This window comes from Pseudomonadota bacterium (assembly GCA_041395565.1).
Lineage (GTDB): Bacteria > Pseudomonadota > Gammaproteobacteria > UBA9214 > UBA9214 > UBA9214.
The window spans coordinates 334,896-348,880 of sequence record JAWLAI010000007.1 but is presented as its reverse complement, the minus strand read 5'-3'; the positions used below and the strand labels follow the sequence as shown (position 1 = coordinate 348,880).

Sequence of the window (13,985 nt, the reverse complement as noted above, 5' to 3'; positions counted from 1 at the left end):
ACGTGACCATCACCGGTGCCGGCACCGACCAGACCCTGATCGAATGGGCCGCCGCCGTGCCGGACAGCGATCCGCTGACCGGCGACCGGATCTTCCACGTGCAGATCGCGGCCGGGGCGAGCGCCAATATCGCCAGTGTCGTCATCCAGGATCTCGCGGTGCGCAACGGCGAGGTGGGTCTGATTCCGACCGCCGCGTCCGGCACCGGCGACCTCGATCCGGTCAACGACACCAATGCCTATGATATCGAGGTGGTGAACAGTACCGCGGGCAGTATCGCCATCTGGCAGTTCCGCCGCATGGGCGGTGCCATCGCCCTCGGTGCCGGCTACGCGGTCGTGCTGTACGAGGAGACCACGCACGGCGCGGGTGGCGCGCCGGTTGGTGGCGGCGGCCAGGGCGGTCCGTTCCCGGGCGGCAAGCCGGGCGAGGAGGCGGGCTTCACCATCGATAACGTGACGCTCAACCGGGTGGCCGTCGTCGGCAGCTGGAGCGGCGCCGACGGCGGTGGCGTCTACAGCGCCGTGCCGTCGACCATCGCCACCTCCATCGTCAGCGGCAATACCAGTAACGCCAACGGCGGCGGCATCTACAACGATGCCGTGATGTCGATGACCGACACCACCGTCGGCAAACTGTTCGATGCCGCGGCGCCTGCCGAGCTGACCCAGCCCAATACGGCGGAGAATGGCGGCGGCCTGTTCGACACCGGCTCGCACACCACCACGATCGCCGGCAGCGCCATCAACGGCAACAGCGCCATCGGCGGCGGGGCGATCGCGGGGCGCGCGGGTATCACCATCGACATGGACAACAGCACGGTGAGCGGCAACAGCGCCACCGATGTCGGTGGCGGCATCACCACCAATGGCACGGTAAACCTGCGTAACGTCACCGTCATGGATAACGTCGCCACCACCGATGCCCCCGGGGGCGGCGCCGGTCTGAATGCCTTCGGTCCGGGCGTCTTCAATATCGTCAACACGGTGCTGCAGAACAACCGCAAGGTGCCGCTGCCGCCGGCGTTGCCGGAACTGGTCAACTGCGGCTGCAGCGGCGGTGGCGCGTGTGCGGCCGGCATCATGGTATCGGCCGGTTCCAATCTCGAGGACGGTGATACCTGCGACCTGGACGTCGCGACCCTGCAGGACCAGATCAATGCCGATGCCCTGCTGGGCGTCCTGCAGGACAACGGCGGCCTGACCGAGACGCACGCCATCGGCAGCGGCAGCCCGGTCATCGACGCGGGCGACGATGCGGTCTGCCTGACCCTGGTCGGGCTGTACGGCGATGTCGACCAGCGCGGCACAGGATTCCCGCGCCGCACCGACGGCAACGGTGACCGCGTGACCGCCTGCGACATCGGTGCGGTGGAAGCGCCTGCGGTCGGGGGTGGTGGCGGCGGCGGCGGTGGCGGCTGCGTGGCAGCAGCGGGCCGCGGCTACGACCCGATGTTCCTGCTGTTCCTGGCTGCTGCCGCCGGCTACCGGCTGCTGCGGCGCCGTACCCTCGGCTGGCGGTAAGCCGCTGGCGGACCCGGGCGTGCCCCTGTTGCCTGCAGCAGGGGCACGCTGCTGTGTGAACCCGGGCCAGTTCCGCAGGTCGCGCGTGGGTGGCACGGGTGGCGGGCCCGGTGTGCAGGCAGGGGCCCGCGTGCCGGTCGCTTGCCACCGGCAGGGCACGTCCCGCCGGCGCGGGCTTGAGACGTTCCGGTCATTCGGCCTGCGCGGCGTCGGCGCGGCCGCGGGGAATTGTCAGATAGGCTCTAATCCGAATCCGGTATCAGTTTCACGTCGACGCGGTTGTTGGTCGCCGCGATGCGGTTCCACTCGGCGGCCGTGACGGTGTCGCTTTGCGGCGGGTAGGGGATGCGCGGTTGCTCGAACTGGAAGGATTCGATTTCCAGGCGGATGTCGCCGCTGTTCACGAGCGGTGACGTGGCGAGAAAATTGGCGAAGGCGATCGACTGCTGCTCGCCCGGTGCCGGCAACTGCTGCAGCGGATGGCCGATCAGGGTGCACTCGGTAACCGGTGTGGCGTCCGGCGCCGGAACGTAACCGTCCACCTCGTTGCCGCTCAGGCAGAACTGGCCGAGATGGGATGCCAGCTGCACCGTGCCGTGGAAGCCGAGTGCCTTGAGGCGGGTCACCAGTTCCTGTATCTGGGACAGGCGCCGGTCGCCGAAGGTTTCCTCGCCGACGTCGTAGGCGCCGCCCTGGTTGATAGCCCAGGCGATGCTGTCGTACAGGGTCCGCGCCTGCCGGCGCGCCACGTCCTCGCGCTGGGTCAGTTCGCGCCGCAGGGTGGCGCTCTCGTTGTGTTCGCTGCTGGCGGAATCCTGCTGTGCCGCCAGCAGCTCGTTGATACGGCGGTTGGCGTTGCCGAGTTCGGCGCGGGCGGAACTGCTGTCATGATAGATCCACAGGAGCGGGATCAGCATCAGCAGCACCACCAGCGGTACCAGCAGCTGCGCGCGCGGGCCGGCAGCGCGCGTATGCTGGGCGTCGAGTGTCGTGCGCAGGGCCTGGACCTGTTCGACCATCTCGTGGTGATAGGCTTCCAGCAATTCGCCGAGGTGGCTGTGGGTGGGCTGTGTGCCGCTGACGGCATGGGCGGCCTGGTCCGCGATTTCCTTGATCTCCTCGCGCGCGGCCGACAGCGCGAATTCCGGGGCGTCGTCCATCAGCACGGCGCGGTTGCCTTCGGGCGGGCGGCGGCGGCGCTCCTTCACGAGTCCGAGCTTGTTCAGCACCTCGTACAGCTCCGCCGGTTCGACCTGCTTGGGCAGGATGCCGATGGCGCCGAGGGCGCGTGCCTGGCTGACGTACAGGTCGCCCTCCTTGGAGGTGTACATCATGATCGGGATGGTGGCGGTGTCCGGGTTGCCCTTGATCGCCTCCACGGCCTGAAAGCCGTCCATGCCCGGCATCATGTGGTCCATGAAGATGACGTCAGGCGTACGGTCTTTCAGGTAGTCCAGCGCGGCCTGGGCCGATTCCAGGGTGTCGACGGCGAGGTTTTGCTTGTCCAGCATGCGCTTGAGGGTTTCGCGCGCGGTCTTGGAGTCGTCTACGACCAGAGCAAGGCGTTTGTCCATGCGATGGCGGTTCCGGAGGCTGATTGTGTGCCGGCTACTATAACCCAATCGCGGCGGGCGGTGTGAGACGCGCCGCGCGCTATCAGCCGGTATTGCGCATACCGCTGGCGATGGCGTTGATCGAGCGCAGCAGGGGCTTCAGCCAGCGCTCGCGCTGCACTTCGTCCTGCCCGGCGTCCCGGTAGCGCGCCAGCAGGGTGACCTGGATGTTGTTGAGCGGGTCGAGGTAGGGGTTGCGGCGGAACAGCGACAGCCCGAGCGACGGGTTTTCCTCGAGCAGGTGATGGGCGCCGCTGACCTGGAGCACCTGCAGGATGGTCTTGGCGTACTCTGCCCTGATCTTGGCGAAGATGCGTTGCGCCATGTCCTGATCGCCGGCGAGCCGGGTGTATTCGTGGGCGATGTTCATCTCGCCCTTGAACAGCGCCATCTGGATGTTGCTGAGCAGGGCGCGGAAGAACGGCCAGTCCTGGTACATCCCCTGCAGCCGGGCCAGTCGCGCCGGGTCGTTGTTGCGCCAGGCCTCCAGCGCGCTGCCCAGTCCGTACCAGGCGGGCAGGGTATGGCGCGACTGCGCCCAGCCGAAGACCCAGGGTATGGCGCGGATCGAGGTCTTGGAGCGATCCTGCTGCTTGCGGTGCGAGGGGCGCGAGCCGATGTTGAGCAGCCCGATCTCGGTCACCGGCGTCACCTCGTAGAAGTAGTCGAACAACCCGGGGGTGGCGTCGATCAGATCGCGGTAGACGTCTTCGCCGCTGCGGGCGAGCTCATCCATGATGCCCATGTAGTCGCGCCGGTCCGCGGGCGCCGGCCCGATCAGCACGCGGCTGGCCTTGAGCAGGCCGGTGATGCCCATGGAGAGCTCGTAGACCGCGGTTTCCGCGTTGCTGTACTTGTAGCGCAGCACCTCGCCCTGCTCGGTGAACTTGATCTGGCCGTGCACCGTGCCGGGCGGTTGCGAGAGGATCGCCTCGTGGGTCGGGCCGCCGCCGCGGCCGACGGTGCCGCCGCGGCCGTGGAACAGGCGCACCTGCAGGCTGTAGCGGTCGCAGATGGCGATGATCTTTTTCTGCGCCTCGTACAGGCTCCAGTTGGAGGCGAGGATGCCGCCGTCCTTGCAGGAGTCGGAATAGCCCAGCATGATCTCCTGGCAGTGCCCGGAGGCATTGAGCAGCTCCCGGTAGGTCGCGTTGCCGAGCAGCTCGGACAAGACCTGTTCGGTGTGCTCGAGGTCGTCGATGGTCTCGAACAGCGGGCTGATGCGGATCTCGGCGAACCACGCGCCCTCGCGCCGGCCGGCCAGCCCGGTCAATCCGGCCAGGTACATCACTTCCAGCACGTGGCTGGCGGTGTGGGTCATGGAGATGACGTAGTTGCCGAACGCGCGCGGACTGATTTCGGCCTGCATGCGGCGCATGACGTCGAACACCTCCAGGGTCTCGCGGGTGTGCTCCGACAGGCCGGCGCGATCGAGCAACGGAGGCGGGGCGGCCAGCGCAGTGCAGAGCAGCTGCTGACGCCGCGTTTCGTCCATTCCGGCATAGTCCGTCCCGGGCTGCAGCATTCCCAGCAGTTCGGTCACTGCCTCGGTATGACGTGTCGACTCCTGGCGAATGTCCAGGTGCATGAGGAAGAAGCCGAAGGTCTCGACCAGCCGGATCAGGTCCTTGAGTTCGGCATCGGCCACGTTCGCGTCACCGTCGGCCACCAGCGAGTCGCGGATGAGCAGCAGATCGTCGAGGAATTCCTGTTCGTTGCCGTAGGCGGCCGTACTGGCGGTGTGCTCGGTGTCCGGGTGCGCGATGCGGGCATCGATGTCCACCAGGTTGAACTGCAGGCGATGCCGGATGAGGCACAGCTTGCGGCGGTAGAGTTCGTGGCGATAACCCTCGGGAAAGTCGCCACAGACCTCGGGATAGCGCGCCTCGTCCCGCTGCAGGCTGTCCAGGAACGGTGCGGCGAAGCTGCACAGGTGCGCCGACTGGGTCAGGCGCTGTCCCAGGTCGACCACGTGATCGACATAGGTCGCGATGGCCTCGCGCATGTGCAGCCGCAGGGCCAATACCGTGGTGGCAGGCTTGACGAACGGGTTGCCGTCGCGGTCGCCGCCGATCCAGGAGCCGAAGCGGATCAGTCCGCCGGGGATCCGCACGACGCTGCCGGCCGGGTGGCCGCCGTAGACTTGCTGTGCGGCCTGTTCCAGGTAACGGTAGGTCTTGGGGATCGCCGCGAACAGGCTCTCGCGGAAAAAGTACAGCCCGTTGCGGATCTCGTCCTCCACGGTGGGCTTGTGCAGCCGCACCTCGTCGGTCTTCCACAGGACCTGGATCTGCTGCTTGAGGACCTGCGCGACCGCCTCGCGCTCCTCGCGCCCGAGCCGCAGATCGTCGAGTTTTTCGCTGGTAACGAAGATGCGGCGCAGCGAGGCCATCACGGTGCGGCGGATCGCCTCGGTCGGATGTGCGGTGAACACCGGCAGGTACAGTGCCTGGTCGAGCAGCTGCTGCAGCTGTGCCGGGCCGATGCCGTCGGTACGGAAATCCTGCAGGGTGCGCTGGAACGAGCCAATCCAGTCCAGGCCGTGGTGGCGCCGGGTGAGCCGGCGGCGCTGGCGGTGCTGGAAGGCCTCCTCGGCGATGTTTGCCAGGCTGAAATACAGGTTGAACGCGCGAATGACGTCGGTCAGCGTGTCCGGATCGAGGTCGCTGATGTCGCGGGTCAGTCGTGCGCGCAGGCGTGGATTCTCCTCGCGGCGCAGCCGGATGTAGCCCTTGCGCAGGGATTCCACCGCATCGAGGATGTGTTCGCCCGCATGTTCCCTGAGGACTTCGCCGAGCAGGTTGCCGAACAGCCGTACGCGGCTGCGCAGTTCCTTGTCCCCGGTCTGCTCGAATTCTGGCGAGTGCGCTTTTGACATGAGCATGAAATGCCACGTCCAGGCGCGGCTGCGTTATCCGGCCTGCGATTATACCGGCTGGTCCGGTTTCCGCTAGCGCGGGCCGCGGCCAGCTTGCGTTTTCGCGTAAACGGTTTAACCTTCGCAAAAAAGGCACATGGCCGCGCTATGAACGCGGTCAACGCCAGGGAACATACATTGGGGGATGTATGGAGCACATGCGCGAGCCAGGAACGGTGGCCGGACGGAGCGGGCTGCACCACGACTTCGTCGATGGCCTGAAGTGTTTTCGCGGCGACGACTACGAGGGCGCGCTGGTGTTTTTCCGTGCCGCCGACGCGAGCGCGGCCATCGATGATACCTACCAGAACCGCTATACCTCGTTTCACGGCCTGTGCCGGGTCTGCCTGGGGGACCGCAACGGCATCAAGCTGTGCCGCAAGGCGGCGCTCGGCGAGACCCGCGACCCCGAGGTCTTCTACAACCTCGCCCTGGCCGAGTACCGGCTGGGACAGCGGGAGAGCGCCCGCGCGGCGCTGCGGCGCGGCCTGGTACTCGAACCGGGCCATCGCGGCCTGCTGCACCTGCGGCGCGAACTGGAACTGGGAGAAAACCGCAGTCTCATACCCGGACTGCGCCGCGACAATGTCTTGAACCGCCTGCTCAACCGCATCCTGCAGCGCGTGCGCGGCGCCCGGGCGGAATGATGCCCCCGGATGGTGCGGGTAGTGCGGCGGCCCGCCGACCTCTATACTCGGGGGCAGGAGTCGGCCAGACAGTCGCTCCGCGTCAGCGGGGAGGAAAGTCCGGGCTCCACAGGGCAAGGTGCCAGGTAACACCTGGAGGGCGCGAGTCCATGGAAAGTGCCACAGAAAATATACCGCCGGCTGCGCCTGGAACGGGCGGCGCCGGTAAGGGTGAAAAGGTGCGGTAAGAGCGCACCGCGCGCCTGGCAACAGGCGTGGCAGGGTAAACCCCACCTGGAGCAAGACCAAATAGGGGAGCGAGCGTGCGGCCCGTACGGCTCCCGGGTAGGTTGCTCGAGACCTGCGGTGACGCAGTGTCCAGATGAATGGCTGTCCGCGACAGAACCCGGCTTATCGGCCGACTCCACTCCTTTCCGGCCGCGGATCCGTGCGGTTTTCTTTGCGTTCCCGGCCCGCTTGCGGTTAATGTTAGGTGCGCGTGGGGTGTCCGGCATGATCCCCATTAATAAATCAATATATTCCAGTTAGATAGCGACTATTTTTCAGGCAGGATGTCAGGCAAGCTCTACATCAAGACCCATGGTTGCCAGATGAACGAGTACGACTCCGCGAAGATGGCGGAGGTACTGGCGGCCTCCCATCGCCTGGAGCTCACTCAGGACCCGGAAGCGGCGGACGTGCTGCTGATGAACACCTGTTCCATTCGCGAAAAGGCGCAGGAAAAGGTCTTCTCCGAGCTGGGGCGCTGGAAGGAGCTCAAGGCGGCGCGGCCGCACCTGGTGATCGGCGTGGGTGGCTGCGTGGCCAGCCAGGAGGGGGAGGCGATCCGCGCGCGCGCCCCGTATGTCGACATCGTATTCGGACCGCAGACGCTGCACCGCCTGCCGGCGCTGCTGGATACCGCGCGCCGTGCGCAGCGGCCGGTCATCGATGTCAGCTTCCCCGAGATCGAGAAATTCGACGCGCTGCCGGCGCCGCGCGCCGACGGTCCGACGGCCTTCGTCTCCGTCATGGAAGGCTGCAGCAAGTACTGCAGCTTCTGCGTGGTTCCGTATACCCGGGGCGAGGAGGTCAGCCGGCCGTTCGACGACGTCATCGCCGAGGCGGCGGAGCTGGCCGCGCAGGGCGTGCGCGAGGTGACGCTGCTCGGGCAGAACGTCAACGCCTACCGCGGCGCGCTGCACGACGGCGGGAGCGCCGACCTGGCGCTGCTGATTTCCTGGCTTGCCGCCATCGACGGCATCGGGCGGATCCGCTACACCACCTCGCATCCGCTCGAGATGAGCGACCGCCTGATCGCTGCCTATGCCGAGGTCCCGCAGCTGGTCGGCCACCTGCACCTGCCGGTGCAGTCCGGATCCGACCGCATCCTGGCGCTGATGAAACGCAAACACACCGCGCTGGAATACCGGGCCATCATCCGGCGCCTGCGCGCGGCGCGAGCGGACATCAGCATCTCGTCCGATTTCATCGTCGGCTTCCCGGGAGAGACGGACGCGGATTTCGAACAGACCATGGCGCTCATCGAGGCGGTCGGTTTCGATCATTCGTTCAGTTTCATCTACAGCCGACGCCCCGGCACCCCGGCGGCCGAGCTGCCCGACGACGTGCCGCTCGCGGTCAAGAAGGCGCGCCTGGCGCGGCTGCAGCAGTGCATCGGCGCGCAGGCCGCGGCGATCAGCGCCGGCATGGTCGGTAGCCTGCAGCGCGTGCTGGTGGAAAAACCCTCGCGCAAGGATCCCGCCTGGCTCAGCGGCCGCACCGAAAACAACCGCGTGGTGAACTTCAAGGCGCCGGCAGACTGCCTCGGCCGGTTCGTTACCATCCGCATCACCGAGGCCCTGCCGAATTCCCTGCGTGGAGAATTCGTCACAGCGGCCGATGAGGGGGGTAATACCATGTCGAACCTGAGGGTCTCTTGAACGCCGACGTCCAATCCAGCGATCTCACCCTGGAACCCGCCGACAACGAACGCCTGGCCGCGCTCTGCGGTCAGTTCGACAGCCACCTGCGCCAGCTCGAGCAACGTCTGGGCGTGGAAATAAACAACCGCGGCAACCGCTTCCGCATCATCGGCGATGCGGGCGCCGTGCGCCGCGCCGGCGAGGTGCTCGCCAACCTGTATCACGAAACCGCGAAAGCGCCGCTCACGCCGGGCAAGATCCACCTCTACCTGCAGGAGAGTGCCGAGCACGCGGCGCAGCCTGCAGTCTCCGAGCCGGACAGCGCCGCGATCGCGATCAAGACGCCGGGCGGTGTCATCACGCCGCGCAGTCGCAACCAGAAACACTACCTGCGCAGCATCCTCGCCAACGATCTCAATTTCGGTATCGGGCCGGCCGGCACCGGCAAGACCTACCTCGCGGTGGCCTGCGCCGTGGCGGCGCTCGAGCAGGAGAGGGTCAGCCGGCTGGTGCTGGTGCGGCCGGCGGTGGAAGCCGGTGAACGGCTCGGTTTCCTGCCTGGCGACATGACCCAGAAGGTCGATCCCTACCTGCGGCCGTTGTACGACGCGCTCTACGAGATGCTCGGCATCGACAAGGTCGCGAAGCTGATCGAACGCGGCGTGATCGAGGTGGCGCCCCTGGCCTTCATGCGCGGCCGCAGTCTCAACGATGCCTTCATCATCCTCGACGAGGGGCAGAACACCACGGTCGAGCAGATGAAGATGTTCCTCACGCGCATCGGTTTCGGTTCCACCGCAGTAGTGACCGGCGACATCACCCAGGTCGACCTGCCCAAGCACACCGAATCCGGGCTGCGCCAGGTGATCGATGTGCTCAAGGACTGCCCGGGCATCAGCTTCAGCTTCTTCTCCTCGCAGGATGTGGTGCGGCATCCGCTGGTGCAGCGCGTCATTTCTGCCTACGAGGATTACGAACGCCTGTCGGGCAAGAACTGACCCCCATGCCGTCGGCGCGCTCCCACGCTATCGCTGTCCAGTACGCGGTGCAGGCGCCCGGCGTACCCGCCGCGACCGAGATCCGGCGCTGGGCCACGCTGGCGCTCGCGGAGCGCGACCGGCCGGCCGAACTGGTGGTACGTATCGTCGATACCGCGGAGATCACGGCGCTCAACCGGCGTTACCGCGGCAAGGACGGACCCACCAATGTGTTGTCCTTTCCGTACGAGGGTTTTCCCGGCGTACCGTCCGACCTCATCGGCGATGTCGTCATCTGTGCGCCGGTGGCGGCTGCCGAGGCCGCGACCCAGGGTCGGGCGCCTGCCGCCCACTGGGCGCATCTGGTGCTGCATGGCGTCCTCCACCTGCTCGGCTACGATCACCACGATCCGGCCGATGCGGCGCGCATGGAGGGGCGCGAGAGCGAGCTGCTCGGCCAACTGGGTTTCCCGGATCCCTGGCAGGACGTGCTGCCCGCCGGGTAAATGCGCCCGGGTGCTGTATTGCGGCGGGCAATCCCGATATAGTGGCGCTGCCGATCACCCTCGTGGTCAGGCAAGACCTGAGACGCTGATCAAATAAACTCTGTAACAAATTGAAATAATGAATAAAGATCGACCTCCCAGCGGTCCCGCCGCGCCTGGATGGCTGGCCGGACTGCAGCAGCTGTTCCTGCGGGAACCCACCACTCTCGAACAACTCGTCGAGTTTCTGCGTGCCGCGCAGCGCCGTCACCTGATCGACATGGACGCGCTCGCCATGCTGGAAGGGGTGCTGCAGGTGGGCGAGATGCAGGTGCGCGACATCATGATCCCGCGTTCCCAGGTGGTGTTCCTGGAGCGTGATGCGAGCCCGGACGTGCTGTTGCGCGTCATCACCGAATCGGGCCATTCGCGGTTTCCGGTCATCGGCGACTCCCGTGACGAGGTGGTCGGCGTGCTGCTGGCCAAGGATATGCTGCCCTATACGGGCGGGGGCGAGGGCCGGCTGAACCTGCGCGATATCCTGCGCCCGGCCGTGTTCGTGCCGGAGAGCAAGCGCCTCAATGTCCTGCTGAAAGAGTTCCGCGCGAGCCGTAATCACATGGCAATCGTGGTCGACGAGTATGGCGGGGTGGCCGGCATGGTCACCATCGAGGACGTGCTGGAACAGATCGTCGGCGAGATCGAGGACGAGCACGATGTCGAGGAGGACTACACCATCCGGCGCCACAGCGAGGTGCATTACACCATCAAGGCGCTGACACCGATCGAGGACTTCAACGAATATTTCGGCACCACATTCTCCGACGAGGAATTCGACACCATCGGCGGGCTGGTCGTGCACCAGCTCGGGCATCTGCCCAAGCGCGGCGAGCGTACCGTTATCGACAACCTGCTGTTCAAGGTATTGCGCGCGGACAACCGGCGCGTGCACATGCTGCAGCTGACCGTGCTGCCCAGGGCAGTCGAGAACCAGCCGGAGGCACAGGACGTCGATCTGTGACCTGCGCCAGCTGCGGGTGCCAGGACGCCCACCCGGGCCGGGAGCGGCACGGGCAGCCGTCACCCCGGCTGGCAACAGCCCCGCTGCCCTGTGTTTGCGTACCGTCCTAGCGTTTCGCACCGCAACGTGACAGCCCGCGCGCTCCCGACCCGCCTGCACCGCTACCTGCTGCCGCTCGTCAGCGGGGCGGCCGCCGTGCTCGCCTTCGCCCCCGTCGGCTGGTACCCCCTCGCGGTGCTGGCACTGGCCGGCCTGTTTCACGGCTGGCGCAACGCCGACCCGTCAGTGGCCGGTGTCCAGGGCGCGCTGTTCGGGATCGGCTACTTTGGCTGTGGCGTCTCCTGGGTGTATGTCAGTGTCCATACCTACGGTCATGTCGCCGCACCGGTCGCGGCGCTGGTTGCGGCGCTGTTCATCCTGGTGCTGGCGCTGTTCCCGGCACTGCTCGGCTATCTGTTGCGGCGGTACCTGCCGGGCCGGGGCTGGCGCGTGCTGGTCGGTGTCATGCCCGCCGGCTGGGTGCTGGCGGAATGGCTGCGTGGCTGGCTGTTCACCGGCTTCCCCTGGCTGAATCTCGGGGCCAGTCAGGTCGACGGCCCGCTGGCCGGCTATCTGCCCTTGCTCGGCGAATACGGCGCCGGCGCGCTGACGGCGCTGTCGGCCGGGCTGCTGGTGGCGCTGCCGGCCACGCGCCGGCGCCTGCTGCCGGCGCTGCTGCTGGTCGCGCTCTGGGGCGGGGGCTGGCTGCTGCAGCGGGTCGAGTGGGTCCAGCCGCGTGGCGCGGCGCTCACGGTAAACCTGATCCAGGGCAACGTGGCGCAGGAGCAGAAGTGGCTGCCGGAGAACCTGGAATCGACGCTGGTCCTGTACGCCAGGCTGACCCTCGAGGCCGAGCCCAGCGACCTGGTGGTATGGCCGGAGACCGCGATCCCGGCGTTCTACCACGAGGTCGAGCAGGATTACCTGCCGGCGCTGGCCGAGCGCCTGGCGCCGCTGCACACCGCGCTGCTGACCGGTATCCCGGTGCTGGATCGGAATACCTGGCAGTACTACAACGCGATCCTCGCGCTCGCGGCTGTCCCGGCGCTGTATTACAAGCAGCACCTGGTCGCGTTCGGGGAATACCTGCCGCTGCGCTGGCTGATCGGGGATACACTCGATGCGCTGGCGGTGCCGAATGCGGATTTCACGCCGGGCCGGGCCGGCCAGCCGCTGCTCCAGGCCGCAGGTTATCCGGTGGGTACCTCGATCTGCTTCGAGGTGGCATTCGGCCGGCTGATCGCCGCCAGCGTGCCCGCGGCGGCCATGCTGGTCAACGTCAGCAACGACGGCTGGTTCGGCGACTCGCTGGCGCCGCACCAGCATCTGGAGATCGCGCGGGTGCGTGCGCTGGAGACCGGACGTGCCCTGCTGCGCGCGACGAATACCGGTATCTCGGCCATCATCGACCCGCAGGGCCGTGTCGTGGCGCGCAGCCCGCAGTTTCGCCAGGCCGTGGTGCACGGCAGCGTGGTGCCCATGCAGGGAACGACGCCGTTCGTGCGTTTCGGCAACTGGCCGCTCGTGACGCTGTGTGTGCTCGTGCTGCTGGGTGCCGGCATCTCCGGGCGGCGCACGCGCTAGGCGGTGGCGTCCGCGCGGACTCCCGCGCACGGCTTTGTCTCGCGCCGAGACGCAAAGGCGCTCAGCCCAATACCGATGCCACCGAGAACGCGGAGCGCTCCGGCTAATTTCCCGTTACTGCCGCCGTGTCTTGGTCCTGGCGCAAGGATTGCTCAGTACCAGGCAATACAGGACCCGGTCCAAGCACCGCTGCATTGCGGATGGTTGTATGCATTACCGGCAAAGTTCGAGTGGCGGGTAAATGATTCCCGCAGTGCGCTGTGGCGTGAAATCGTTGCCGTTCGCCGCTGCGTCTCGGCGCGTGGCGGGTGTGGACAGCCCCGGTGTTCACCGGTGCAGGTCGTAGACCAGGATGCGCCTGACCAGCGGTCGCAGCGTTTCGTTTACGAGCTGCAGGTGCTGCGGGTGCACCAGGTAGGCATCCAGTGCGGCGCGATCCGTCAGGCTGATGACCAGGCCGACGTCGAAGCTGTCGTCGACGCTGGGGCGTGCACTGGCTGCGACCGTGCCGCCCCTGACGGCGGTCACGCCGGGGATGCCCGCAAGCACCCGGCTGGCTTCCAGGACGCGGGCACGGTGCGCGGTGTTGCCGGTGTCGTTCAGCCAGATGATGACGACATGCTCGATGCCGCCGTCCGCCCGCGCCCATACTGCCAGGCAAACCAGCAGCAGGGCGCACAGCCGTGCCAGGGCGCGGCTGCGCCGGACCGGTTCAATCATCCGCAGGCGCCTGCGGCGGCGGGCGGTGAAACACCGTGTGCCCGCAGTTCGCGCAGGGCGGGATCGTGCCGGTGGCGCTGAAGCGGGTCACGGCGCCGCAGGCATCGCAGGTCAGCGAACCGGGTCCGGTGACCTCGCCCGCGTGCCAGGCCAGGCCCTCGTCGACCTCCTGCTCGAACTGCAGCATCTCGAGCCGCGTGCGGTCGGCGACCGAGGCGAAAATCTCGAGCAGGCGGTCCTCGATCTGGTGCACGTCGAAGCGCAGCCAGTCGCCCAGCTCGTGGCCGGTCTCGGCCAGGTGCCGGCCGGCGTCCTCGAGATCGCGCCTGAGGTAGTAGGCGACCCGCTCGGCCTCGTCGCGGGTCAGCTCCTCGAGTTCGACCGCGGTGTCCCGGGCCTTGTCGATGAAAGCGCTGACCTTGGGCCGGGTGTTTTCCTCGGCCTCTTCGAGGGCCGTCCTGACCCGTGCCATCATCTTGTCGTAGGCGGCGTGCCAGCGCTCGCGTGTGGTGTGTTCGTCCTTCATGCCGGTATCCCGTGTGTGCCGATGCGTCA

General features: G+C 67.1%; 11 protein-coding genes and 1 other RNA gene. 8 read left to right on the top strand and 4 right to left on the bottom strand.

What is annotated here, in order from left to right:
- Positions 1-1,523 (top strand): choice-of-anchor Q domain-containing protein (locus R3F42_13480; protein MEZ5543034.1); only part of this gene is annotated, 1,523 nt, incomplete at its 5' end.
- Between the two features lie 242 nt (positions 1,524-1,765).
- Here the strand turns inward: R3F42_13480 and R3F42_13475 are convergent.
- Positions 1,766-3,097: a response regulator gene (locus R3F42_13475; GenBank protein ID MEZ5543033.1), complete on the bottom strand. Its 1,332-nt coding sequence runs from the start codon at positions 3,095-3,097 to the stop codon at positions 1,766-1,768.
- An 82-nt stretch (positions 3,098-3,179) separates the two neighbouring features.
- Positions 3,180-6,020: a phosphoenolpyruvate carboxylase gene (gene ppc / locus R3F42_13470; protein MEZ5543032.1), complete on the bottom strand. Its 2,841-nt coding sequence runs from the start codon at positions 6,018-6,020 to the stop codon at positions 3,180-3,182.
- A 191-nt stretch (positions 6,021-6,211) separates the two neighbouring features.
- Between ppc and R3F42_13465 the strand changes: the two genes are divergently transcribed.
- The 7 genes from R3F42_13465 (at position 6,212) to lnt (ending at position 12,710) form a co-directional block, all read left to right on the top strand.
- Positions 6,212-6,700, top strand: coding sequence for a tetratricopeptide repeat protein (locus tag R3F42_13465; GenBank protein ID MEZ5543031.1), 489 nt, complete (start codon positions 6,212-6,214; stop codon positions 6,698-6,700).
- A 56-nt stretch (positions 6,701-6,756) separates the two neighbouring features.
- Positions 6,757-7,109, top strand: an RNA gene (gene rnpB, locus R3F42_13460) — RNase P RNA component class A.
- A gap of 142 nt (positions 7,110-7,251) precedes the next feature.
- Positions 7,252-8,622, top strand: coding sequence for a tRNA (N6-isopentenyl adenosine(37)-C2)-methylthiotransferase MiaB (gene miaB / locus R3F42_13455; GenBank protein ID MEZ5543030.1), 1,371 nt, complete (start codon positions 7,252-7,254; stop codon positions 8,620-8,622).
- On the top strand, positions 8,619-9,602 hold the full coding sequence (locus R3F42_13450; GenBank protein ID MEZ5543029.1) for a PhoH family protein: 984 nt from the start codon (positions 8,619-8,621) through the stop codon (positions 9,600-9,602). Before miaB ends, R3F42_13450 begins: the two co-directional genes overlap by 4 nt.
- A 5-nt stretch (positions 9,603-9,607) precedes the next feature.
- Positions 9,608-10,087, top strand: coding sequence for an rRNA maturation RNase YbeY (gene ybeY, locus R3F42_13445; protein MEZ5543028.1), 480 nt, complete (start codon positions 9,608-9,610; stop codon positions 10,085-10,087).
- A gap of 118 nt (positions 10,088-10,205) precedes the next feature.
- Entirely contained in the window at positions 10,206-11,087 is an 882-nt protein-coding gene (locus R3F42_13440; GenBank protein ID MEZ5543027.1) for a transporter associated domain-containing protein, read from the top strand.
- Between the two features lie 126 nt (positions 11,088-11,213).
- The gene (gene lnt, locus R3F42_13435; protein MEZ5543026.1) at positions 11,214-12,710 is read left to right on the top strand and encodes an apolipoprotein N-acyltransferase; all 1,497 of its coding nucleotides are present in this window, start codon (positions 11,214-11,216) and stop codon (positions 12,708-12,710) included.
- Between the two features lie 327 nt (positions 12,711-13,037).
- On the opposite strand, the gene R3F42_13430 is transcribed toward lnt, so the two are convergent.
- Positions 13,038-13,430, bottom strand: a complete 393-nt coding sequence (locus R3F42_13430; GenBank protein ID MEZ5543025.1) for a Dabb family protein — start codon at positions 13,428-13,430, stop codon at positions 13,038-13,040.
- Positions 13,423-13,956: a zinc ribbon-containing protein gene (locus R3F42_13425; GenBank protein ID MEZ5543024.1), complete on the bottom strand. Its 534-nt coding sequence runs from the start codon at positions 13,954-13,956 to the stop codon at positions 13,423-13,425. The genes R3F42_13430 and R3F42_13425 overlap by 8 nt, the downstream gene beginning before the upstream one ends.
- Positions 13,957-13,985 lie beyond the last annotated feature (29 nt).

Coding starts and splice junctions, on each gene's coding strand:
- R3F42_13475 (MEZ5543033.1), bottom strand. CDS start 3,097: ATGGACAAACGCCTTGCTCTGGTCGTAGACGACTCCAAGACCGCGCGC.
- R3F42_13425 (MEZ5543024.1), bottom strand. CDS start 13,956: ATGAAGGACGAACACACCACACGCGAGCGCTGGCACGCCGCCTACGAC.
- R3F42_13430 (MEZ5543025.1), bottom strand. CDS start 13,430: ATGATTGAACCGGTCCGGCGCAGCCGCGCCCTGGCACGGCTGTGCGCC.
- miaB (MEZ5543030.1), top strand. CDS start 7,252: ATGTCAGGCAAGCTCTACATCAAGACCCATGGTTGCCAGATGAACGAG.
- ybeY (MEZ5543028.1), top strand. CDS start 9,608: ATGCCGTCGGCGCGCTCCCACGCTATCGCTGTCCAGTACGCGGTGCAG.
- R3F42_13440 (MEZ5543027.1), top strand. CDS start 10,206: ATGAATAAAGATCGACCTCCCAGCGGTCCCGCCGCGCCTGGATGGCTG.
- ppc (MEZ5543032.1), bottom strand. CDS start 6,020: ATGCTCATGTCAAAAGCGCACTCGCCAGAATTCGAGCAGACCGGGGAC.
- R3F42_13465 (MEZ5543031.1), top strand. CDS start 6,212: ATGCGCGAGCCAGGAACGGTGGCCGGACGGAGCGGGCTGCACCACGAC.